Raw genomic sequence first — 21,058 nt, 5'->3', positions numbered from 1 at the left:
GTCGCCTCCTACTTCCGGGCCAGGAGGCGCCGTTGGACCAGCGATGCGGTCAGCACGATCGCGAAGAGGACCATCGCCATCGCCGAGGCGTAGCCCATCTGCATGTTGCTGAACGCCGAGGAGTAGATCGCCATCACGAGGGTGACGGTGCCGCCGCCCGGTCCGCCGCCGGTCATCGTGTAGACGAGGTCGAAGACCTGGAACGACCAGATCGTGCCGAGGATGACCACCAGGACGGTCACGGGTCGCAGCGAGGGAACGGTGATGCTCCAGAACTGCCGCAAGGGCCCGGCGCCGTCCAGTGTGGATGCCTCGTAGAGGTCCTCGGGGACGTCGAGCATGCCGGCGTAGTAGATCACCAGGAAGTAGCCGATGTTCTTCCACACGGTCACCAGCGCGACGACGAGCAGCGCCGTGCCCGGCCTGCCCAGCCAGTTCACCGGGTCGATCCCGACGACGCCCAGGACGGCGTTGACCAGCCCGTCGTCCGCGCCGACCAGGTAGCGCCAGACGCTGCCGATGATCACCATCGATGCGATGACCGGGATGAAGAGGGCCGAGCGCACGAACGCGCCGAACCGGTTGCGGGTGCGGCGCGCGAGCACCGCGGCGATGACGAGGGCCAGCGCCGTCTGCAGCGGCACCGAGATGACCGTGTACAGGAAGGTCTGCCAGAGCGCTGTGCGGAAGGACCCGTCCTGGAGCAGGTAGACGTAGTTGTCGAGGCCGACCCACGACGGTGAGCCGAGGAGCGAGAAGTCCGTCAGGCTGTAGTAGGCCGACATGACGATGGGCGCGACGACCACGACGACCAGGACGAGCAGGCTCGGCGCCACGTACCCCAGGCCCGTGAACGAGCGGTTCGAGTGGGGGCGGACGTCCATCCGCTCCCGCGCGCCACCCCGGCCCGTGGGCGGCCGGTCCGCCGGTCGCCGCCACGGCGCGGGCTTCGCGGAGGTCGCCATCAGCGCTGTGCCAATCGCAGCGCGCGGTCGCCGTCGGCCGCGGCGTCGGCCAACGCCTGCTCCGGGGTCTTCTGCCCGAGCAGCATCTGCTGCAGGTTGGTGAGCAGCGAGTTGTAGACGGCCGGGCTGCCCGCGACGATCGGCAGGTTGTGCATGAGGTCGTCCTGGGCGTAGACGCTCCGGAACTCCGGCGGCGCGACGTACTCCTCGTCGGTGCTCAGCGGCGGGTACTGCGCGAGCTCGTGGAACTGCTCCATCTGCGGCGGTGAGGTGATGTAGACGGCCAGGTCCGTGCACAGCTGCTTGTCCGCGCACTCGTCCAGCACCACCAGCGAGTCGGTCGCCACGAACGTCCCGCGGCGCTCGCCCTCGAGGCTCGCGACGAAGCCGAGGTCGAAGTCCTCCCGGTCGAAGGTCGCGTACTTGGCGTCGGAGGAGAACAGGAACGCGCTCTCGCCACGCAGGAAGGCGGACTCGGCGTCGTCGGCGATCAGGCTCGTCACCGAGGCCGGCATGGCGCCCGTCTCCTGCAGCCGCAGGAGGTAGGTCGCGGCGGCGACGCCCTCGGGCGAGTGGAAGGCGGTCGCCGAGCCGTCCTCGGTGAAGAGCGACCCACCGGCCTGCCACAGGAACGGGAAGAAGTTCTCGTTGAGCATGCCGCGGTGGTGCCCCCACGGCTGCACCAGCGGGGTGGTGCCGGCGGCGCGCAGCCGCTCGCAGGCGGCGAGGAACTCGTCCCACGTGGCGGGTGGCTCGTCGACTCCGGCGGCCGCGAGCAGGTCGGCGTTGTAGTAGAGGACCCGGACGCCGCCGACGACGAAGGGGATGGCCACCTGCTCACCGTCGACCACGCCCCGTTCCAGGTAGAGGTAGTCCGGAGGGCCGGCCGCGTCGAGGTGGTCGCCGAAGGGCACGATGGCGCCGTGGACGAGGTAGTCGCCCATCATGTCGGTGTACATCAACCCGACGTCGGGGCCCTCGCCGCCGCTGACACCCGTGAGGAACGCCGCCTCGTAGCTGTCCCACGGGATGATCCGGACGTTCACGTCCACGCCGTGCTGCTGCTCGAACCCCGCGAGGATCGGATCCCAGTCCGAGGCGTCGGTGATATCGGCCTGCGGTGGCAACCACAGGTCCAGGGCCTGGGGGTCCGCTCCTGCGGCGCTCCCCCCGCACGCGGTCAGGGTGGCGGCCGCGACGCCGGCCACGACACCGGTGACCACGGGTCGTCTGCGCTTCATGGTTCTCCCTTGAGCCACGAGTGCCGATGGAGGTGTTACAGACCGTCGCGGTCGTGCCAGTGCTCCTGCCAGCGCCAGTCGATCGGGTCGGTCAGGCGCTGGTAGCGGATGTCGGTGGACAGGCGCATCCGGCCGCGGTCGTCGACGTTGTCGAGTGCGGCGTGGATCAGGTGGGCCGAATGCACCATGACGTCGCCGACCTGGAAGTCGGTGACGAGCCAGCGGGCGCCGTACTCGTCCGCGAGGGAGGGCAGGTCGGCCGTCATCGACGCGGCTGGTCGCCGCAGGGTTCCCGCCGCCTCCTCGGCCATGACCGCGTGGTGCGTGCCCTCCAGGTACGCCAGCCCGCCCAGGCTGGTCGGGCAGTCGCCCAGCGGGATCCACATCGAGAGCACACGGTCCGTGCCCTCGCGCAGGTAGACGAGGTCGTAGTGCGCCTGCGTGGCGGTTCCGACGCCCCGTTCGCCCGGTCGGGTGTGGCGCAGGATCTTCCGCTTGTGCAGGTGCACCTCCCCGTCGAGGAACCAGCGGAACCACCCGCCCACCGACGGCGACGAGCACAATGCCTGGTACTCGGGGGAGGGGACGATCTCGGAGAAGAGGATCTTCCGGTACGACGCGAGGTCGACGGGGCCGCGGGAGGCGATGCCCTCGGCGGGCGCGGTGCCCTCCTGCAGCAGGCCGGTCCCGGCGAGCGCGGTGAAGTAGAAGTCCCGGAACGCCAGCACCTCGGCCCGCGGGAGCTGGTCCCGCAGCAGCAGGTAGCCCTGGGACCGGAGCCGGTGCCAGAGGGCCTCGCGGTCGTGGCGCTCGTGCTCGGGCGTCTCCCGGATGTGCCCGAGACGCTCGGGGGACTCGTCGAGCACGTATCCGTTGGAGGTCAGCATCGCCGCGACCGTATGGCGCCGGCCTGGCAGCATGGAATGGATGATCCGGGATCCGGACTTGGACTATCCGCCGGTCGTCCGCTGGTCGTCGTACCTGAACGTCGAGCGCGGCCTCCGCGACGGCGGACTGAGCTGCCGGGGCGCGGGCGAGCAGCAGGGAGGGCACATCCCGCGACCCCGGATGCGGTGCCTGTCGACGCACGGCCTGGTGTTCGTGAGCGCAGGCGGTGGCGTCTACGTCGACGGCGGGCACCCGGACGGGGTGGCGGTGCAGGCGCCGGCGGTCCTGTGGCTGTTCCCCGGTGTCGTCCACGGCTACAGCCCCGGTCCGGACGGCTGGACCGAGCACTGGGTCCTGTTCGAGGGAACCGCGTGCCGGGGGTTCGAGAACCTCGACGCGTGGTCGCGACAGGCACCGGTGGCCCGTGCCTCGGTCGACGCGTTCGACGCGATCCGCCCGGTGTTCTCCCGGCTGCGGCGCGTCCTCGCCGCACCGGGGCGGCGTGCACAGGCGGTGGCCGCCACGGCGGCCGGCTACCTCCTCGGCATCGCGATCGACGCCACGGCGCCGAGCCCCCGCGACGCCGCAGCCTCGGTCGTCGACACCACGCTCGCCTCCGCCTCGGCCCCCCTCTCGGTTGCCGAGCGCGCCCGGGAGCTGGGGATGAGCACAGAGGCGTTCCGCACGGCCGTGCGGGACGTGACCGGGCTCAGCCCGCACGAGCTCGTGATCCGGACGCGTCTGGAGCGCGCTCAGCAGCTGCTGGCGAAGACGACGATGGACGTCTCGGCGGTCGCTCGGCAGGTCGGGTACGACGATCCGGCCTACTTCTCCCGCCTCTTCCGCCGACGCGTCGGTGTGTCACCACGACGCTTTCGCGAGCAGGAGGCTCCGCGCGGTGCTTCCGGCGGATAGCGGGACAAAGGCACCGTGCTCGAACCCGAAACATAGCATCGTCATGCTATGTTTTACGGCGTCCGCGGAGAGAGGGGCAAGACATGACCGTCACGCTGGTGCATCCCGAAGGGGTCAACCGGGTCGACGTCCACCACCAGGTCGCCGACACACGGGGTTCGCGCACCGTGTACCTGGCCGGGCAGGTGGCCTGGGACACCGAGGGCAACCTCGTGGGCCGCGACGACGTCGCGGCGCAGGCCGAGAAGGCCTACCTCAACATCGCCGCCGCGCTGGACGCGGTCGGGGCGACGGTGGCCGACCTGGCCAAGGTCACCGTCTACATCGTCGACCTCGACGAGGCGAAGGCCGAGCAGTTCGTCGTCGGGCGCGAGCGGGCGGCCGCGACCCTGGGCGTCGAGCTCCAGCAGCCGAGCACCTGGATCGGGGTCACCTCGCTGGCCGCGCCGGGCTACCTCGTCGAGGTCGATGCCGTCGCCGTGCTGCCCTGAGCAGGCGCAGCGCGACCACACCCCGTGCGGACACGTCCCGGGCGGGCTGCGGGCCGAGCAATGGGCGGGATCGGCTTACTCTGGAGTATGGGACGACGAGAGGTACTCACCGTGGTCCCCGCACTGGTGGGACTCGCGGTCAGAGCGGCACAGGACGTGGCGTTGGACGCTCGGCTCCTGGCGGTCGACGAGGCCCCGCCGCACGCGCCGAGGGGCATCGGCGTCGTCACGGCGCAGGAACCGCCGCCGGGATGCTACGTGCCACCGGGCAGCCGGATCCGGATCTGGGTGGACACGGATCCCGACGACGGCGAGGGGAACGGCGGCAGGGGCGGGTCGCGAGTGCCCACCGGGCCGGTGACCGTCACCCCCGCCGGTAGCAAGTGACCGCACCGCGGCGGCGCGGAGGCGTGAGCGGCTCCGATCCCGCGATCCCCTCCCCGGCCTGCTGGCCGGGGCGTGGGCCCGTCGGAAGCACCTGCGGTTGGCCGACGCTCTCTACTTCGAGCTCGGGCGCCGGCTGGACGTTCCGGTGATCACTACTGACCAGCGGGTACTCGCCGACGTCTCCACCGAGCAGGAGGCCGTGGCGGCCGTCGAGGACGGCGCCGACCTGGTCGCCACCACCCTGTCCGGGTACACCGACCACTCGCCGCGCTCCGACGGCCCGGACCTGCCACTCCTGAGCCGCCTCGCGCGGCGCCTGTCCGTCCCGGTGATCGCCGAAGGCCGCTACCGCACGCCCGAGGACCTCACCCGGGCCTTCGCCGCCGGTGCACACGCCGTGGTGGTGGGCAACGCCGTCACCTCCCCGCTGTACCTGACCCGCAGGCTGGTGCGTTCCGTGCCGGGCCGCACCACCTGACCGAGAGGCTCCCCGATGATGCGGCGACACACCTTCCTCGCGGCCGGCCTGGCCGGGATCAGCACCGCGGTGCTGGCCCCGACGCTCGCCTGGGCCGCACCCCCGCAACGCCCCATCGCGGTGGTGCCGCTCGACGACCGGCCCGTCAACGTCTACTGCGCCGCGATTACCGCGGCGGTGGCCGGGCGGCAGGTCGTGTTCCCGCCGCGCGACGCGCTCGGCCGGTTCTTCCAGCCCGGCGACGGCGCCGCGGTCGCCCGGTGGCTCGCCGCGGCGGACACGCGCGAGTTTGTGATCTCGGTGAGCATGCTGGCCTACGGCGGGCTGATCGCGTCCCGCACGGCCGAGCCGACCCTCGACGCGGCCCGCGCGAACGTCGAGGCGATCCGCGCGCTGCGCCGGGCGAAGCCGGACGCCACCATCCTGGTCCACGACATGATCCAGCGGCTCGCGCTGACGTCGAAGGACCCGGAACTGTCCGAGTACATCACCTTGATCGTGCAGTGGACGAAGCTGTACGACCAGGTGGAGAACCTCGGCCAGGAGGAGCTGCGCGCCCAGCTGGACGAGGTGCGCGCGAAGATCCCGGACGCGATGCTCGACGACTACCTGGCGGCGCGCGGCCGCAACCACGAGATCAACACGCTGATGGTCGACTGGGTCGCCGACGGCACGATCACCCATCTGGTGCTGTCCGAGGACGACACCGCCCCGGTCGGGCTGGGCCGCGCCGAACGCGTCGAGCTCGAACGCAGGGTCGCGGAGCGGGGCATCGGTGACCGGGTGGAGATCTTTCCCGGTGCCGACGAGGTCGACGCGCTGCTGGTGGCGCGCCTGATCCCGGGCGAGGCCGCCCCGTCGTTCCGGCTCGACTACTCCGGCGTGCCCGGTGCACAGTGGACGGCCGAGCTGGAGGGGATCCCGTTCGAGGACAACATCCGCAGGCACGTCGCCACCGTCGGCGGCACCGTCGGCGACGGGGAGATCGTGCTCGCCGTCAACACACCGTCGGCCTCGCCCGAGCGGCGCGCCGCCGACGTCGACGCGTTCACCGCCAGGATCGCGACGCACCTCGCCGCCGGGACCCCCGTCATCGTGGTGGATCCCGTCTTCGTCGACCGCGCCGACCACGACCTGGTGGCCCGGCTGGAACGCGACGTGGAACTGCCGCGGCTGCTGTCGTACTCCGGCTGGAACACCGGCGGCAACGCGCTCGGCCTCGCGCTGTCCCACGGCGTCGCGCGCTGGGCGCTCCTGGGCGCCTCGGGCAGCGGGCTCGCGTGCCGGACGGATCTCGGGGAACCCGGGCGGGCGCACGCGGAGTACCTGCTCTACCGGTTCGTCAAGGACGACCCGTGGAAGAACGTCATCCAGAAGGACGCCTACGCCGAGGCGAGGGCGCGCGGCTGGAACCCGCTGTCCCTCACCGCCGAACAGAAGGTGTTCTTCGACGGTTGGGTGCGCGAGCGCCTCGTGCCCGTGACGAGGCAGTACTTCACCGACCACTTCGCCGGCCACGACCTGGTGCTGGGACGCCGGGGGAGCACCACTGTCACCGCCCGGCTCGACGACCTCGGCGAGGTGGTGGTGGAGCTGCCCTGGGATCGGCTGTTCGAGGTGACCCTCGAACCTCAGGTCACGCTGTCCGCCGCCGCGGTGTCGCCCTCTGGGTGAGTGACTCCGGCGCGGCGCGCGAGCGTCGGGCGGAGTGAGACGGTCCTCGGAGGCTTCCACCCGCGAGCCGACGCACCCGTCGTGCGCCGGCGCACCCCGTCGAGGTGGCGTCGGCCGAATCCGGGTGCGTGCGCCGGACGGCGTGCACAAGATCGATAACATGGTTGTTATGGTTCCGGGCGTCGGTGTTATGGCCTCGGGGGACGGGCGTGGAGCTTCGGGAGATCGAGATCTTCCTGACGTTGGCCGAGGAGCTGCACTTCGGTCGCACGGCGGAGCGGCTGCACGTGTCCCAGGCTCGGGTGAGTCAGGCGATCAGGACGCAGGAGCGCCGGATCGGTGCGGCGCTGTTCGACAGGAGCAGCCGCGTCGTGCGGCTGACCCCGCTCGGTGAGCAATTGCGTGCTGATCTGCGCGAGGGCTACGACGCGATCCGCACGGGCGTGGCGAGGGCCGCCGACGCGGCACGGGGTCTGACCGGCACCGTGCGGCTCGGTGTCATGGGCTCGGTCGGCCACGAGATCCGGGACGTGATCGAGGCGTTCGGCGGTCTGTACCCGGACTGCGCCGTGGCGGTCCGCGAGGTCCACTTCAGCGACCCCTTCACCGCTTTGCGCACCGGGGAGATGGACCTGGCGCTCCTGTGGCGCCCGGTGCGTGAACCGGATCTGGTCGAGGGACCCGTGCTGCTGACCGAGGGGCGCGTGCTCGCCGTCCCGGCCGGGCACGAGTTGGCCGGCCGGGCCTCCGTGTCGATGGAGGACCTCGCCGACCGGGTGGTCTTCGACCCCGGTCCGGGACTCCCCGGCTACTGGATCGAGTCCATGGTGCCCCGGCACACGCCCACGGGCCGGGCCGTTCCGCGCGGTCCCCGCGTCAGCACGTTCCACGAGGTTCTCACGGCGGTCGCCGTGGGCGAGTGCGTCACACCGCTGAACGAGCACGTCCCGCACTACTACTCCCACCCAGGAGTGGTCCTCCTGCCGGTCCGCGACGCTCCGCTCACCGAGTGGGCTCTGGTGTGGCGCGCGAACGGGCTGCCCTCGCGGGTCCGCGCCTTCGTCGACGTCGCCGCGGAGTTCGAACCCCGCAGATTCGGCCAGAGCAGATAACTCCTGTGTTATCGATCGGGCGTGCAGATTCGCATTGATCGGACCGGGTGCGCAGGGGAGGGTTGAGCTCGTTCCGTCGGCTGACAATCCGCGCCGGACGACGATTCGACTCGCCTTTCCCCAGGAGATACTCGTGAACTGGAACAAGAACCTCCGACAGGTGCACCGCTGGACGGCCGTCGCCTTCACACTGACCGTCATCGTCACCTTCATCGCCTTGGCACTGCCGGAGCCGGTCGTCTGGTTGTCCTACGTGCCGTTGCTCCCGCTCGCGTTGCTCCTGGTCACCGGCCTGTACCTGTTCGCGCTGCCGTACCTCCGGCGGCGTGCGCGACGCACCGCTGCCGAGATCGGATCCCGGTGAGTCCGGTCGCGTGATGGCCGAACCGGTCCGCGGCATCGGTACCGTCGGCGCGCCGAAACTGCGGTGCGGGCCGAGGGAACGGAGCCGGCCGGCAAGATCACGGCGAGTTCTACCGCATCGCCCCGCCCAGGGCGAACAGCTCGACCTCGCGGCGATCGATCGATCCGAGATCGAGGTGAACGCCCCCGTCAGGGCGCACAGGTCGATCTCGCAACGATCACTGCCCACCTCGGCAACCGAGCGGCCGGGTGGCCGCCGGCTCGCGGAGCAGGGCGGCGCTGTCCTCGTCGGCGGGGAGGAACGTCTCCAGGGCGTCCTCGGAGTTTCGGCGCTGCTGTCCCCGGCCGCGGTCCGCGGCGCCCTCGACGGGCTCGCGACGCTGCTGGAGGAGCCCCGGGGCGCCGTCGTGCAGTACGAGTCGTGGGCCGCGGACCGTCTGGAGGGGCTGACCGGTGAGCAACGGATGGACCTGGTGCGCAAGTTCATGAACTTCACGGCCTACGACGCGCGGCTGCGGGCGATCGCGGAATCCGAGCGGCTGCTGACCCTGGTCCGCGGGCTGATCGGCGAGCACGACCTCGTGATGTTCCAGGACATGGCCCTGCTGAAGCCGCCCGGCGGCGGCCGGGAGAAGCCCCTGGCACCAGGACAACTCGTTCTTCCGGCTGGAGCCGGGCACGCCCATCGTCGGCGTGTGGATCGCGCTCGACGAGGCGACGCCGGAGAACGGGTGCCTGCACTTCCGTCCCGGTTCGCACCGGGAGGGGGCGCTCGTGCACTTCCGCCGCCGCGACTGGCAGCTGTGCGACGCCGACGTGATCGCCGACCACGCGGTGGGGCCGGGCCGCGACGTGATGGTGCCGCTGCCCCCGGGAGGCGCGATCTTCTTCGACGGGCTGGTCCACCTCGGCACGCCGGCGAACCGCACCGCCACCCGGCGCCGCGCCCTCCAGCTGCATTTCCACCCGGCATCCGCGGTGCGGACCACCGAGGAACGGCGCATGGAGATCTTCGGCAGCGAGGGCAAGGACGTCACCTGCTGACGGTGCCCGGCGCGTTGCGGTCGGCGACTACCGCGCGCCGGCGGATGCGAGGGAGCGATGACCGGCACCGGGCCGGTAGTTCGCCACGGTCGCGCCGAGACCGGCCACCACCGCGACGACCGCGCACCCCAGGTTCACCGCGGTGGACACGAACATGAGGGTGCCGTGCCCGAACGAGAGGTTCTCGACCAGGAACGGGTTGTTCGCGGTGATGAACGCGATCGTCGCCGCACCGAGCATCGCGGTCCAGCGCCACCCGACGGCGGTCAGGGCCGCGGCGACGAGCACGCACGCCGTGATCACCGAGACCGACAGGCCGAGGCCCAGGTAGATCATCTCGGCAGCGAAGGCCAGTGCGCTGCCGAGCAGGGCGAGTGCGGTGACGCGGGTGAGTACGGGCAGCCGGCCGAGCGGTGGCGAGTTCGTCACGTCGCGAACGGTAGGGACGTCGGGTGCCGCGGACCTCCGGGAAACACCCCAGCAGACCCCGACCCGTTCGGCGCCCCTCACCCCGGGGGTGGCGCGGTGGAGCCGCGCACGAGCAGCTCCGGCGGCGGGCGCCGGATCACCTCGTGGCGCGCCGGGCCGCTGGCGAGCTGACCGAGGACTGCGGCCACGGAGCGGCGGCCGCGTTCCCGCAGCGGCATCCGCACGACGGTCAGGGGCGGGGAGAGGTGGGCCGCGAAGAACACGTCGTGCACGGCGACGATCGACAGGTCGTGTGGGACGCGCAGCCCCGCCGCGCGCGCCGCCGTCATCGCGCCGACCGCCGCCAGCACGTTGCTCACCACGATGCCCGTGGGGCGGGCGGCCAGCAGCCGGGGCAGCGCACCACGGCCCGGACGGCATCCGCGTCAACTGCGTCGCCCCCGGCTCGGTGCGCACGGCGATGCTGGAGGACAGCGCCCGCCAGTTCGCCGGCGGCGACACCGAACGGGCGTTCGACGAGTGGGGCAGCAAGCACGTGATCGGACGGATCATCGAACCGCGGGAGGTGGCCGCCGCGATCGCCTTCCTCGCCTCGCCCGATGCCAGCGCGATCACCGGCACGACGCTGAGGGTCGACGGCGGGCTGACCGCGCGCCTGGCGGTGTGAGCCAGGCCGGTACCGGCCTCGTCTCGGGCACGCTCGGGGCGCGCCGGTGCTCACGCACTGCGAGGGCGGGCGTGGCGGCGTCGCGCAGATCGCGGCACTGGAGCGGGCCGGGGTGCCAGCCGGCGCGGTCGTCCTGTCGCACGTGGACTGGAGTGCAGACCTGGACCAGAACCAGGGCGGCCGTACGGCAATTTCTGCACGGCCGCGCGCCGACGCGATGTCGCCAAGGCGCACGCCGGTCAGGCCTCCGCCTCGGCGGTCTCCCCGGCGCCTCGGGCGCGACGTTGCCACGCCTCGAGGACGTGCCGGCGGAAAGTCCCGCCGACGTCATCACCGGTCCGCAGGGCGGCGACGAGGGGCCGGTGACTGTCGGCGACCTCAGCGAGGCGGTCGAAGTACACGCGGTTGGACACCCGGGTGTAGTTGCGCCCCGTTCATCGCCACCGCGCTGGTGGCGGCGGCAGGTGGGCAGCCCTGGCTGGTGGCCGGCTACCTGATGCTGTGCGCCCTGGTCACGGTGGTCGCGGTCGCGATCGTGGAGGCCCGCCGGGCCCGGGCCGCGGTGCACAGCTGATCCACTGATCCCGGGCGAGAGGAGATCGATCATGTCCACCAGCTCGACCGGTGCCGAAGGCGATGCAGAACGCTTCGTGACCATCCGGGAGCGGCTCTACACGCCGGTCGTCGGCGACCGAGATGGTGGTGGTCGGGCGCGCGATGCCGGTGCTCATCGCCGACGTGTTCGGGCCGCAGCGGCGGCCGTTCGGCCGGCTGACCGAGGCGCTCGACCAGCTCCGACCCGGCGAGGTCTACCTGGCCCGCAACGGCGACGCCGTGCCCGCCGCCGCATGGGGCGAGATCATGACGGTGACCGCGCGCGTGCGCGGGGCCGCGGGCGCCGTCGTCGACGGCCACCACCGTGACACCACCGGCATCCTCGAGCAGGACTGGCCGGTGTTCAGCCGGGGCGCCTACGCGCAGGACGCCGGGGTCCGCAAGGCGGTGCTGGACTACCGGGTCCCGATCGAGATCGGCGGGGTCGCCGTCGCACCCGGCGACCTGGTCTTCGGCGACCGGGACGGGGTGCTGGTCGTGCCCGCCGCCGTCGAGGACGAGGTGCTGGAACGGGCCCTGGAGAAGGTGAGCGCGGAGAACGTCGTCCGCCAGGCCATCGAGAACGGTATGAGCTCGACCGCCGCGTTCGCCGAGTTCGGCGTCCTGTGATGGAGATCCGCTCCGTGGCCGCCGCGGTCGTCGGGGCGAGCGTCGACCGGTCGATCCGCCGGCTCGAGAACCCGCGGCTGCTTCCGGGGCAGCCTGACGGAGCTCGGTGCCGACGCCTTCGCGACAGTCCCACGCCTTCCCCTTGCCGACGACGATGAGCTGCGACCCGGGCGCGGGTGATCGACGTTCCACAGGTCCTGTCCCGGGCTGCGTACGACCCGGGCGCGGACGAGGATCGTCGTCATGGTGTCGATGAGCGAGCGGCGTGCGAAGTTCCGCGAGCTGCACCGGTCCGGATGCTTCGTCATCCCGAACCCGTGGGACGTGGGGACGGCGCGGTACCTGCAGCACATGGGGTTCTCCGCGTTGGCCACGACGAGCGGGGGTTTCGCGTTCTCCCGTGGACTGCCCGACGGTGCCGTGGGGCGCGCGACGATGCTGGCGCACATACGCGAGATCGTCGAGGCGACGGACCTCCCGGTGAGCGCCGACTTCCACGCGGGCTACGGCAGCGATCCGGACGAGGTCGCGGACAGCGTGCGGCTGTGCGTGGAGACCGGAGTGGCCGGGCTGTCGATCGAGGATTCCACCGGCGACCCGGACCGGCCGCTGCTCGACCTCGACAACGCGGCCGAACGGGTCAGCGCGGCCCGCCGGGCGATCGACGAGACCGGGCAGGACGTCGTGCTCACCGGTCGGGCCGAGAACTTCTTCGTCGGCCGACCCGACCTCGACGACACGCTGGCTCGCCTCAGGGCCTACTCGGCGGCGGGCGCGGACTGCCTCTACGCGCCCGGCATCCGGACCCGCGAACAGATCACCGCCGTGGTCGAGGCCGTCGCCCCCAAGCCGGTCAACGTCGTCGTCGGGGGCGGTGCCGTCACCGTCGACGAGTACGCGGCGCTCGGTGTGCGCCGGATCAGCGTCGGCGGCACCCTCGCCCTGGCCGCGTGGGAGGCCGTCCACCAGGCGGTGTCCCGGCTGGCCGGGGACGGACGGTTCGACGGGTTTCCGTCGGCCCGCCCGAGCGTCGACCTCAACGGGTTGTTCCGGAGCCTCGACGGACGGCAACCCAGCAGGAGCCGGCCGGAACGATAGGGCGCGCCGAGAACACCAACGGGCAGCTCCGCCAGTACTTCCCGAAGGGGACTCCGCACCTCAGTTCTGCCGCGGGCCCGCAGGCGGCCGGTCGTCCGGACCGGTGCGGGGACCGGTCGATGCTCGCAGGACGAGCTGCGAGGGCAGGACGATCTCCGGCGTCGCCCCGTGGTCGCGCGGGTGGCCGAGCGACTCCAGCAGGATCTCCACCGCGGCCCGACCGACGTCGGAGTGGGCGCCGCCGAGCGTCGTGAGTGACGGCGTGCACAGATCGGCGGCGAAGATGTCGTCGAAGCCGACGACGCTGACGTCCCCGGGCACCCGGACCGAGCGGTCCGCAAGCCGGCGCAGCACGCCGATGGCGAGCAGGTCGTTGTGGGCCACGAACGCGGTGGCGCCGGTCCCGATCGCGGCGTCCGCGGCGGCTCCGCCGCTCTTCACCGTGGGGGTGTAGGGCCCGGTCCGCACCGCGCTCATGCCGGCCTCCGCCGCGGCGTCGCGGAGGGCGGTCCACCGGCTCGCGGCCATCCAGGAGTTGGGCGGGCCGGCGAGGTAGGTGAGCGAGGTGTGGCCGAGCGACGCCAGGTGGGCCACGATCTGGCGGCAGCCCTCCCACGGTTCGAGGACCGCGCTCGCGATGCCGGGCACCCGGCGGTTGATCAGGACGACGGGATGCGCGGCCGCGAGCTCGGCGAGCTCGTCGTCGGGTTGCCGGCTCGCGGCGAGCAGGAACCCGTCGACGGATCTCGTCAGGCGGCGGACCTGCTCGAGCTCCATCCGCGTGGACTCCTCGGCGTTGACGAGCACGAGCGTGTAGGCGGCGGCTTTGGCGCGCATCTCCGCGCCGCGGATCAGCTCGAAGAAGTGCGGGTTGGTGATGTCGGAGACCACCATCGCGATCGTCTGCGTCCGGTTCGAGGTCAACGCCCGTGCATGCGGGTTCGGCTCGTAGCCGAGCTCTCGGGCGGCCCTCAGCACCCGGTCCCTCGTCGCGTCGGTGATGCGGCCGGGCTTGCCGAACACGCGCGACACCGTGGAGGTCGCGACGCCCGCAACGCGCGCGACGTCGTAGATGGTCGGGTTTCCCACGTGCTCATCACAGTCCGATGACGCCTGTTTGGCAACCTTGGCAACCGCTTGCCGGCCCTCGACCTGCCGCTTACGGTCCGACCGGAACGAGATCGCTGGCAGTGGCGCCGGAAGGGCGGATCCGATGGGCCGAGACGACGGGAGTGCCCCCGCGCCCAGCAGATGGGCGCGGTGGGCGGCGCTCGCGACGCGGGTGGAGCTGGCGATCGGCGCCGTGGCCCTCGTGCTCGTCTTCCTGCTGGTGCTGGTGCAGGCCGCCCAGCGCTACCTGCCGCTGGCCGGGTGGCCGTGGACCGGGGAGCTCGCGCGTTTCTGCCTCGTGTGGCTCACCGTCAGCGTGGCCGGCGTCCTGGTGACCACCGACTCGCACATCGCCCTCCAACTGGTCGACGGCATCAGGAACCCGACGGTGCTGCGGGTCGTGCGGGTCGTCGCGGCCCTGACCGTCGCCGCCGTCGGCGCGGCCTTCGCCGTGGAGGCGTGGGACCTGATGGTCTCCCAGGGGCGCCTGCGGTCGCCGTCCTTGCGCATGCCGCTCACCTGGCTCTACCTGTTCCCGTTCCTCGGTTTCCTCAGCACGGCGGTTCGCGGTGTGGCCGCCGCGATCGGGTTCGCCCGGTCTGCCGAGGTCCCGGCGGCCGGGCACGGCGAGGCGAGGGCATGAGCCTGCTGCTGCTGAGCCTCGGGATCGTGCTGCTGCTCGTCCTGCGCGTCCCCGTGGCCTTCGCCTTCCTCGGCCCGTCGCTGGTCTACATGCTGTCGATCGGGCAGTCGGTCGGCATGAGCCTGCGGCTGATCGTCAACGCCACGGCGAGCTTCCCGTTGCTGGCCGTGCCGTTGTTCGTGCTGCTGGGTGTCCTCGCCAACCGCGGTGGGATCGCCGACATGCTCTTCGACTTCGCCCTCGCCGTGCTCGGGCGGGTCCGGGGCGGGCTCGGGTACGTCAGCGTCGGGGTGAGCCTCGGCTTCTCGTGGATGAGCGGCTCCGCGGTCGCCGACGCGGCCGCGCTCGGGAAGGTCCAGATCCCGGCGATGCTCCGCAACGGCTACCCGCTGCGGTTCGGCCTCGGCGTCACCGGTGCCGCGGCGCTGATCGCTCCCGTCATGCCGCCGAGCATCCCGGCGGTGATCTTCGCCGGGCTCGCGGCCGTGTCGACCGGTGCCCTGTTCGCGGCGTCGGTCGTCCCGGCGCTGCTCATGGCGCTCGGCCTGTGCATCGTGGTGTTCGTCCAGGTACGTCGCCTTCCCGGCATCGCGCCCGTGGACTTCTCGATGCAGCGGGTGCTCGCCACCGGCCGGCGCGTGATCGCCCCGCTCGGTGCGCCGGTGGTGATCCTCGGCGGGATCCTCGGCGGGTTCTTCACACCCACCGAGGCGGCCGCCGTCGGCGCCGCCTACATGCTCCTGCTCGGCTTCGCGTACCGGACGCTGCGGCTGCGGGACCTGGCGGGGGTGTTCGTCGAGACGGTCGTGACGACGGCCGCGATCATGCTGATCGTCGCGTCCGCCGCGCTGCTGGGCTTCATCCTGGCGCGGGAGCGGGTGCCGCAGCTGCTGACCGAGAGCATCTTCGGCTTCACCGCCGACCCGACGATGTTCCTGGTGATCACGGCCGTGCTGATGCTGATCCTCGGCACGGTCGTGGACGCCACCGCGGTGCTCGTGCTGGTGGTGCCGATCCTGCTGCCGATCAGCGCCGGGTTCGGCGTCGACCCGATCGTGCTCGGCGTCCTGATGATCGTCACCTTGATGATCGGTCTCCTGACCCCGCCGGTCGGCACCGTCCTCTACGTGCTGAGCTCGGTCGCCCGTACGAAGGTCAGCGAGGTGTTCCGCGGGTCGCTGCCGTTCGTCGTCCCGTTCCTGGTGATCGTCGTCCTGATCATCGCGTTCCCCGACGCGGTCCTCTGGCTGCCGAAGGCGCTGGGGCTGTGAGCGGTGACGCGGTGCGCCGCTCCTACCTGGCCGGGCTGCTCGGCCAGGGCATCGGCCCGTCGCTCACGCCGGAGCTGCACGAGCGCGAAGGCGCGCGGCAGGGGCTGCGCTACACCTACAGGACGGTGGAGCTGGCCGACTCCCGGCTCGACCGGGAGCACCTGCGCCTCCTGCTCGCGCACGCGGTGGAGCTCGGTTTCGACGGGCTGAACGTGACGTACCCCGTGAAGCACGTCATGGCCTCCGTCGTCGACGAGCTGGCACCCGATGCGGCCGCGATCGGGGCGATCAACACGATCCTCGTGTCGGACACGGGCACCCGCGGGCACAACACCGACGTCACCGGCTTCGCGGCCGCGATCGTGGACGGGCTCGCGGGCGCGGCCCTCGATCGGGTCGTGCTGGTGGGGGCGGGCGGGGCCGGCACCGCGGTGGCCCATGCCCTCGCCGGGATCGGCCTGCAGACGCTGTGGGTCGTCGACACCGACCCCGGCCGGGCGCAGCGGCTCGTCCGGTCCCTGCGCCACCTGCGGGACCTCGAGCTCGTGGCCGGCTCGCCCACCGATCTCCCCCGCCTCACCAGGGCGGCGTCCGGGCTGGTGAACGCCACGCCCGTGGGGATGGCCGCCCATCCCGGGTCGCCGGTCGACCCGGAGCTCCTCCGCGACGACCTCTGGGTCGCCGACATCGTCTACCGGCCGCTGCTCACCGAACTCGTGCGGGAGGCGTCCGCGCGGGGCTGCCGGGTCCTGACCGGGGCCGGGATGGCGGTCAACCAGGCCGCCGACACCTTCGAGCTGATCACCGGCCGTCCCGCCGACCGAACGGCCATGTCCCGGGACCTCGACGAGCTCGTCGCCGCCGAGGTCGGCTCGGCCACCCAACGAAGGGAATGATCATGTTCACGCAGCATCGACGCCGCGCGCTCGTCGCGATCCTCACCGTCCCGCTGTTCCTGGGTGCGGCCTGTGGTGGGGGCGGCGACTCCGCAGGGGACCAGGGTGGGGGCGGGAACGTGGAGCTGACCCTGGCCCACAGCTACAACGAGCAGCAGCCCCAACACCGCTGTGGCGCCCAGGTCATCGCGGACGAGGTCGCGGCGGCGAACGTGGGTCTCACGGTCCAGGTCTTCCCGAGCAGCCAGCTCGGCGGCGATGCCGACCGCATCCAGTCGGTGATCTCCGGCGACATCGACCTGGACATCCAGGGCGCGTCCGCGCTCGGCGCCGTGCACGAGCCCATGAGCGTCGTCGACGCCGCGTACGCCTTCGACGACGGCGAGCACCTCGCGCGCTTCTTCGGCAGCGACGCGTCGAAGCCGCTGACCGACGGGTTCGCCGAGGCCACCGGCGTCACCGCCCTCGGCGCCTGGTCGGCGGGCTCCCGGCAGTTCACCGCCAACCAGCCGATCCGCAGGCCGGAGGACCTGGCGAACCTCCGTCTGCGCTTCCCCAACTCGCCCCAGTTCCTGATGAACGCCGCCGCGCTGGGCGCCAACCCCACCGAGGTCGCGTACGAGGAGCTTTACCTGGCGTTGCAGCAGGGGATCGTCGACGGTCAGGAGAACCCGATCGTCAACATCGATGCGCTCAACCTCGCCGAGGTGCAGGACTACATCTCCCTCTCCCGGCACCAGGAGAACTCGAACCTGGTCCTCGTCGGGCCGCGGTGGAACGAGCTGGACCCGCAGCAGCAGGAGGCGCTGTCCCGGGCGGTCGACTCGGCCGTCGAGCAGGTGCCCGGGTGCGTCGAGCAGGACGAGCAGCAGATCCTCGAGAAGTGGCGGGCCGGCGGTCAGTTCCAGATCGTCGAGGACGTCGACGTGGCCGCGTTCCGGGCCAGGGTGGAGCCGTACCTGCGCGCCAACCTCAGCCCGGAGCAGCTCTCCGTCTACGAGGCGATCCGCGGATCGGCCGCATGACGTCCGCGCCGGGCGGCGCCGTCCCGACCTTCCGCGGGGCGGTCCGGCCGGCGGAGCTCGGACCGACCTTGATCCACGAGCACGTCTTCGTCGGTGATCCCGAGCTGGACCTCAACCACCCGCACCCCGAGTGGGATCCCGCCGAGGCGGTCGAGGGGGCGGTGGCCGCGCTGACCCGGCTGCACGAGCTCGGGATCCGCACGGTCGTGGATCTGACGGTGCTCGGCCTGGGACGTGACGTCGCCCGGATCGCCCGGGTGGCCGAGCGGGTCCCGGTGCACCTGGTCGCCGCCACCGGCTACTACACCTCGAACGTGCTGCCGCCGTTCTTCCGGACCCACGGTCCGGGCCGGCTCGTCGGCGGTCCCGATCCGCTCGTCGAGTACTTCGTGCGCGACATCGAGGACGGGATCGCCGGCACCGGCATCCGGGCCGGGATGATCAAGGTGGTCACCGACGAGGAGGGCATCACCGAGGACGTCGCCCGGGTGCTGGCAGCGGCCGCCGAGGCCCATCTGCGGACCGGTGTCACCGTGACCACGCACAGCCGCCCGGCTCTGCGGAACGGGCTGCAGCAGCTGGCGTTCCTCCGGGCGCGGGGCGTCCCGCCCGAACGGATCGTCATCGGTCACTCCGGGGACACCGAGGACCTGGCCTACCTGCGGCGGCTGATGGACGAGGGCGCGACGGCAGGCATGGACCGGTTCGGGATGGAGCACGTCCTCCCCGACGACCGCCGGGTCGCCACCGTCCTCGCGCTGCTGCGGCTCGGGTACTCCGACCGCATGGTGCTGTCCCACGACGCGGCGTGCTTCAGCCGGATGACCCCGCCGTCGTGGCGCGCGGTCCACGCGCCCCACTGGCACTACGAGAGCATCTCCCGCCGGATCCTGCCGATGCTGACCGCGGGAGGGGCGAGCGAGGACGACATCCGGCAGATGATGACGGCGAACCCGGCCCGGTTGCTCGCGCCGGCGACGCCGGTCGCGGGTGCGGAGACCGGAGTCGACCGGGCGGACGCAGCTATCCGACGTCACCACGGCGGGTCTTCATGACGTAGCGGGCTCCGCGGTGAGGTCGGTTCACGGCCTCCTTCACGAACCACCAGGCGTCCGCCTCCGTGTCGGACCAACCGTGCGACGACTTGCCACCGTCCAGGACGACCGTCCAGCGGTACCGGCCGGTTGCCTCGTCGAACGTCACGGAGCCCCGCTGTTGCGACTCGATCATGAGTCTTGCCTCGGCCTCGTCGGTTGCATCGCCCATCGCGAACCCCTCCGGGGTCTCGGTCATCCAGAACGCCACACTCCGAAGCGTATCGAACATTCGACAGTGTTCGACAGGGATAAACGGTATAGCGCGGTGAGTGACCGGGAACAACTACCAGAGACAGGAAGCTCTACCTACCGTCGAACGGTGCCCACCGGTCGCCGCCCGCTCATCACCACGCGTGAGCTGGCGCGGCACCTCCAGGTGCATCCCGAGACCGTCCGCGAGTGGGTGCGGGAAGGGCGGGTCACACCGGCCGCCACCACGCCCGGGGGACAGTTCCGCTTCGATCTCGATGACGTGCTCGCGCAGCTGGGACAGCCCAGGAAGCGTCCGGACGCGAACTGACGTCCGATCCTCGGCGTCAGGCCACTCAGCGCCGCGGACAGGGCGGGGTGAACCGAGCCGGCCTACTGCGGCACCGGCGACCGGCATCGGAGTCCTGCCCGAGCGCCGTGCCTGAGCCCCGACGACGATTCCGGCATGAACCCCGTTTTGAGGGTTCATCCTTGCCGTCCTGCTGAGATCGCGCGAAACCTTTCCTAGTTGGTTCAACGATACCGTCGAAGGCATGACTGCTGCTGTCACGGATGCCGCCCTCGTCGTCGACGCCGCCTCCGTCATGGGGTTGGTGCCGGCCCGGCCGCGGCTGCTCGCGCTCGGTGAGCCCACGCACGGCGAGGACGTCCTGCTCGACCTGCGCAACGACCTCTTCCGGCAGCTCGTCGAACAGGAGGGCTACCGGACGATCGCCATCGAGAGCGACTGCATGAGCGGCCTGCTCGTGGACGACTACGTCACCTCGGGCGCGGGCACGCTCGACGAGGTCGTGGAGCGCGGCTTCAGCCACGGGTTCGGCGGGTCCGCGGCCAACCGCGAGCTGGTGCGCTGGATGCGCGCGTACAACGACGGCCGGCACGTCTCGGAGCAGGTGCGCTTCGCCGGGTTCGACGGCCCGCTGGAGATCACCGGCGCCGCGAGCCCCCGGCAGGCCCTCACCGCGCTCCACGCCTACCTCGCCGCCCGGGGTGACGCCGACCTGCTTCCCTGCACCGCCGAGACGCTCGACGACCTGCTCGGCGCCGACGACCGGTGGACCGAGCCCGCCGCGATGATGGACCCGTCCCGGTCGGTGGGGTCGACGCCCGAGGTCGCACAGCTGCGGCTCCTCGCCGACGAGCTGGTGGCCGTGCTCGACGCGCAGACGCCGCACCTGATCGCGGCCTCCTCCCGGGAGGAATGGGACCGCGCGCGCACGTACGGCCGCACCGCGACCGGGCTGCTGCGCTACCACCTCTGGATGGCGGACACGTCACCGAGCCGCATGGTGCGGTTGCTGGGTGGGCGGTCCTCGATGATGGCCGCCAACCTGCTCGCCCTCGCCCAACGGGGCCCGACGCTGGTGCACGCCCACAACGCCCACCTGCAGCGGGACAAGAGCACGATGCAGATGTGGCAGGGCCCGGTGGAGTGGTGGAGCGCCGGGGCGATCGTCAGCGCCCGGCTGGGCGAGGGGTACGCGTTCCTGGCCACGGCCCTCGGCACGATCCGCCACCACGGGGTGGAGACGCCGCCCCCGGACACCGTCGAGGGGCTCCTCTACGCGCTCCCCGAGGACCGGTACCTCGTCGACGCCCGCCGGCTGGCCGCCGTCCTCGGCGGGGCGGCGCCCGCACCCCGCGTGTCACCCTGGTTCGGCTACGCCCCGCTGGACCCGGCGCGCCTGGCCGGCGTGGACGGGATCGCGTTCGTCAAGGACTCCACGCCCGGAACACCGCCCGGTGGCTGAGTCGCCTGCCGTGGTGATGTCGAGACGGCCGGGCCGGCTCCGACTGTCTTCCGGTGGCGCCGGAACCCGGTGCCGCCGT

The 21,058-nt window shown here is 71.9% G+C and carries 27 protein-coding genes; 19 read left to right on the top strand and 8 right to left on the bottom strand.

From position 1 onward, the window contains the following. Positions 1 to 8: 8 nt before the first annotated feature. The 3 genes from FB558_RS24015 to FB558_RS24005 are packed head-to-tail and all read right to left on the bottom strand — an operon-like array spanning position 9 to position 3,093. Positions 9 to 965: a carbohydrate ABC transporter permease gene (locus FB558_RS24015; protein ID WP_211366804.1), complete on the bottom strand. Its 957-nt coding sequence runs from the start codon at positions 963 to 965 to the stop codon at positions 9 to 11. After that, complete coding sequence (locus tag FB558_RS24010) at positions 965 to 2,206, bottom strand: extracellular solute-binding protein (protein ID WP_142057087.1); 1,242 nt, start codon at positions 2,204 to 2,206, stop codon at positions 965 to 967. The genes FB558_RS24015 and FB558_RS24010 overlap by 1 nt, the downstream gene beginning before the upstream one ends. Positions 2,207 to 2,241: 35 nt before the next feature. Continuing rightward, positions 2,242 to 3,093, bottom strand: coding sequence for a phytanoyl-CoA dioxygenase family protein (locus tag FB558_RS24005; RefSeq protein WP_142057085.1), 852 nt, complete (start codon positions 3,091 to 3,093; stop codon positions 2,242 to 2,244). Between the two features lie 40 nt (positions 3,094 to 3,133). Between FB558_RS24005 and FB558_RS24000 the strand changes: the two genes are divergently transcribed. The 7 genes from FB558_RS24000 to FB558_RS23970 all read left to right on the top strand — a co-directional run bounded on the left by FB558_RS24000 (position 3,134) and on the right by FB558_RS23970 (position 8,515). Beyond that, positions 3,134 to 4,009, top strand: a complete 876-nt coding sequence (locus FB558_RS24000) for a helix-turn-helix domain-containing protein (RefSeq protein ID WP_170231504.1) — start codon at positions 3,134 to 3,136, stop codon at positions 4,007 to 4,009. 83 nt (positions 4,010 to 4,092) lie between these two features. Next, positions 4,093 to 4,500 (top strand): RidA family protein, encoded by a 408-nt coding sequence (locus FB558_RS23995; protein ID WP_142057081.1) that lies wholly within the window; start codon positions 4,093 to 4,095, stop codon positions 4,498 to 4,500. A 60-nt stretch (positions 4,501 to 4,560) separates the two neighbouring features. Next, positions 4,561 to 4,887, top strand: a complete 327-nt coding sequence (locus FB558_RS23990) for a PASTA domain-containing protein (RefSeq protein WP_142057079.1) — start codon at positions 4,561 to 4,563, stop codon at positions 4,885 to 4,887. A 97-nt stretch (positions 4,888 to 4,984) separates the two neighbouring features. After that, positions 4,985 to 5,365 (top strand): HisA/HisF-related TIM barrel protein, encoded by a 381-nt coding sequence (locus FB558_RS23985; RefSeq protein ID WP_211366803.1) that lies wholly within the window; start codon positions 4,985 to 4,987, stop codon positions 5,363 to 5,365. A gap of 15 nt (positions 5,366 to 5,380) precedes the next feature. Continuing rightward, positions 5,381 to 7,039 carry a DUF4127 family protein gene (locus FB558_RS23980; RefSeq protein WP_211366802.1) on the top strand — a complete coding sequence of 553 codons (1,659 nt, stop codon included), beginning with the start codon at positions 5,381 to 5,383 and terminating at the stop codon, positions 7,037 to 7,039. A gap of 209 nt (positions 7,040 to 7,248) precedes the next feature. Next, positions 7,249 to 8,151, top strand: a complete 903-nt coding sequence (locus FB558_RS23975) for a LysR family transcriptional regulator (protein WP_142057076.1) — start codon at positions 7,249 to 7,251, stop codon at positions 8,149 to 8,151. A gap of 133 nt (positions 8,152 to 8,284) precedes the next feature. Continuing rightward, complete coding sequence (locus FB558_RS23970) at positions 8,285 to 8,515, top strand: hypothetical protein (protein WP_142057074.1); 231 nt, start codon at positions 8,285 to 8,287, stop codon at positions 8,513 to 8,515. Between the two features lie 217 nt (positions 8,516 to 8,732). Here the strand turns inward: FB558_RS23970 and FB558_RS23965 are convergent, their stop codons facing one another. After that, positions 8,733 to 9,200 carry a hypothetical protein gene (locus FB558_RS23965; RefSeq protein WP_142057072.1) on the bottom strand — a complete coding sequence of 156 codons (468 nt, stop codon included), beginning with the start codon at positions 9,198 to 9,200 and terminating at the stop codon, positions 8,733 to 8,735. Here FB558_RS23965 and FB558_RS23960 point away from each other — a divergent pair. Beyond that, a complete protein-coding gene (locus FB558_RS23960) occupies positions 9,181 to 9,558 on the top strand; it encodes a phytanoyl-CoA dioxygenase family protein (RefSeq protein WP_142057070.1) in 378 nt (125 codons plus the stop codon). The two genes, FB558_RS23965 and FB558_RS23960, sit on opposite strands and share 20 nt — an antisense overlap. A 27-nt stretch (positions 9,559 to 9,585) precedes the next feature. Here FB558_RS23960 and FB558_RS23955 read toward each other — a convergent pair whose 3' ends face one another. Then, on the bottom strand, positions 9,586 to 9,987 hold the full coding sequence (locus FB558_RS23955) for a hypothetical protein (RefSeq protein ID WP_142057068.1): 402 nt from the start codon (positions 9,985 to 9,987) through the stop codon (positions 9,586 to 9,588). Positions 9,988 to 10,064: 77 nt separating this feature from the next. After that, positions 10,065 to 10,373, bottom strand: a complete 309-nt coding sequence (locus FB558_RS23950) for a substrate-binding domain-containing protein (RefSeq protein ID WP_281288693.1) — start codon at positions 10,371 to 10,373, stop codon at positions 10,065 to 10,067. On the opposite strand from FB558_RS23950, the gene FB558_RS45275 reads away from it, so the two are divergent. The 4 genes from FB558_RS45275 to FB558_RS23935 all read left to right on the top strand — a co-directional run bounded on the left by FB558_RS45275 (position 10,280) and on the right by FB558_RS23935 (position 12,976). Beyond that, a complete protein-coding gene (locus FB558_RS45275; protein WP_142057064.1) occupies positions 10,280 to 10,654 on the top strand; it encodes an SDR family oxidoreductase in 375 nt (124 codons plus the stop codon). The genes FB558_RS23950 and FB558_RS45275 overlap by 94 nt on opposite strands. 451 nt (positions 10,655 to 11,105) lie before the next feature. Beyond that, complete coding sequence (locus tag FB558_RS45270) at positions 11,106 to 11,228, top strand: hypothetical protein (RefSeq protein WP_281288673.1); 123 nt, start codon at positions 11,106 to 11,108, stop codon at positions 11,226 to 11,228. A 122-nt stretch (positions 11,229 to 11,350) separates the two neighbouring features. Further along, complete coding sequence (locus tag FB558_RS23940) at positions 11,351 to 11,878, top strand: RraA family protein (RefSeq protein ID WP_142057062.1); 528 nt, start codon at positions 11,351 to 11,353, stop codon at positions 11,876 to 11,878. Between the two features lie 243 nt (positions 11,879 to 12,121). Continuing rightward, the gene (locus FB558_RS23935) at positions 12,122 to 12,976 is read left to right on the top strand and encodes an isocitrate lyase/PEP mutase family protein (protein WP_142057060.1); all 855 of its coding nucleotides are present in this window, start codon (positions 12,122 to 12,124) and stop codon (positions 12,974 to 12,976) included. Between the two features lie 60 nt (positions 12,977 to 13,036). Here the strand turns inward: FB558_RS23935 and FB558_RS23930 are convergent, their stop codons facing one another. Continuing rightward, positions 13,037 to 14,065: a LacI family DNA-binding transcriptional regulator gene (locus FB558_RS23930; RefSeq protein ID WP_142057058.1), complete on the bottom strand. Its 1,029-nt coding sequence runs from the start codon at positions 14,063 to 14,065 to the stop codon at positions 13,037 to 13,039. 124 nt (positions 14,066 to 14,189) lie between these two features. On the opposite strand from FB558_RS23930, the gene FB558_RS23925 reads away from it, so the two are divergent. The 5 genes from FB558_RS23925 to FB558_RS23905 are packed head-to-tail and all read left to right on the top strand — an operon-like array spanning position 14,190 to position 18,976. After that, positions 14,190 to 14,729 (top strand): TRAP transporter small permease, encoded by a 540-nt coding sequence (locus FB558_RS23925; protein ID WP_170231501.1) that lies wholly within the window; start codon positions 14,190 to 14,192, stop codon positions 14,727 to 14,729. Then, the gene (locus FB558_RS23920) at positions 14,726 to 16,000 is read left to right on the top strand and encodes a TRAP transporter large permease (protein WP_142057053.1); all 1,275 of its coding nucleotides are present in this window, start codon (positions 14,726 to 14,728) and stop codon (positions 15,998 to 16,000) included. The genes FB558_RS23925 and FB558_RS23920 overlap by 4 nt, the downstream gene beginning before the upstream one ends. Further along, complete coding sequence (locus tag FB558_RS23915) at positions 15,997 to 16,896, top strand: shikimate dehydrogenase (protein WP_211366801.1); 900 nt, start codon at positions 15,997 to 15,999, stop codon at positions 16,894 to 16,896. Before FB558_RS23920 ends, FB558_RS23915 begins: the two co-directional genes overlap by 4 nt. 2 nt (positions 16,897 to 16,898) lie before the next feature. Continuing rightward, positions 16,899 to 17,921 (top strand): DctP family TRAP transporter solute-binding subunit, encoded by a 1,023-nt coding sequence (locus FB558_RS23910; protein ID WP_170231500.1) that lies wholly within the window; start codon positions 16,899 to 16,901, stop codon positions 17,919 to 17,921. After that, the gene (locus tag FB558_RS23905) at positions 17,918 to 18,976 is read left to right on the top strand and encodes a phosphotriesterase family protein (RefSeq protein WP_142057050.1); all 1,059 of its coding nucleotides are present in this window, start codon (positions 17,918 to 17,920) and stop codon (positions 18,974 to 18,976) included. Before FB558_RS23910 ends, FB558_RS23905 begins: the two co-directional genes overlap by 4 nt. Here the strand turns inward: FB558_RS23905 and FB558_RS43375 are convergent. Then, entirely contained in the window at positions 18,945 to 19,226 is a 282-nt protein-coding gene (locus tag FB558_RS43375; protein ID WP_170231499.1) for a hypothetical protein, read from the bottom strand. The two genes, FB558_RS23905 and FB558_RS43375, sit on opposite strands and share 32 nt — an antisense overlap. A gap of 111 nt (positions 19,227 to 19,337) precedes the next feature. Between FB558_RS43375 and FB558_RS43370 the strand changes: the two genes are divergently transcribed. Then, entirely contained in the window at positions 19,338 to 19,538 is a 201-nt protein-coding gene (locus FB558_RS43370) for a helix-turn-helix domain-containing protein (RefSeq protein ID WP_170231498.1), read from the top strand. 223 nt (positions 19,539 to 19,761) lie between these two features. After that, positions 19,762 to 20,979 carry an erythromycin esterase family protein gene (locus FB558_RS23895; protein WP_142057046.1) on the top strand — a complete coding sequence of 406 codons (1,218 nt, stop codon included), beginning with the start codon at positions 19,762 to 19,764 and terminating at the stop codon, positions 20,977 to 20,979. Positions 20,980 to 21,058: the final 79 nt, after the last annotated feature.

The organism is Pseudonocardia kunmingensis (assembly GCF_006716445.1).
Lineage (GTDB): Bacteria > Actinomycetota > Actinomycetes > Mycobacteriales > Pseudonocardiaceae > Pseudonocardia > Pseudonocardia kunmingensis.
The sequence above is the reverse complement of the archived record's forward strand: the minus strand, read 5'-3'. Positions and strand labels throughout refer to the sequence as shown.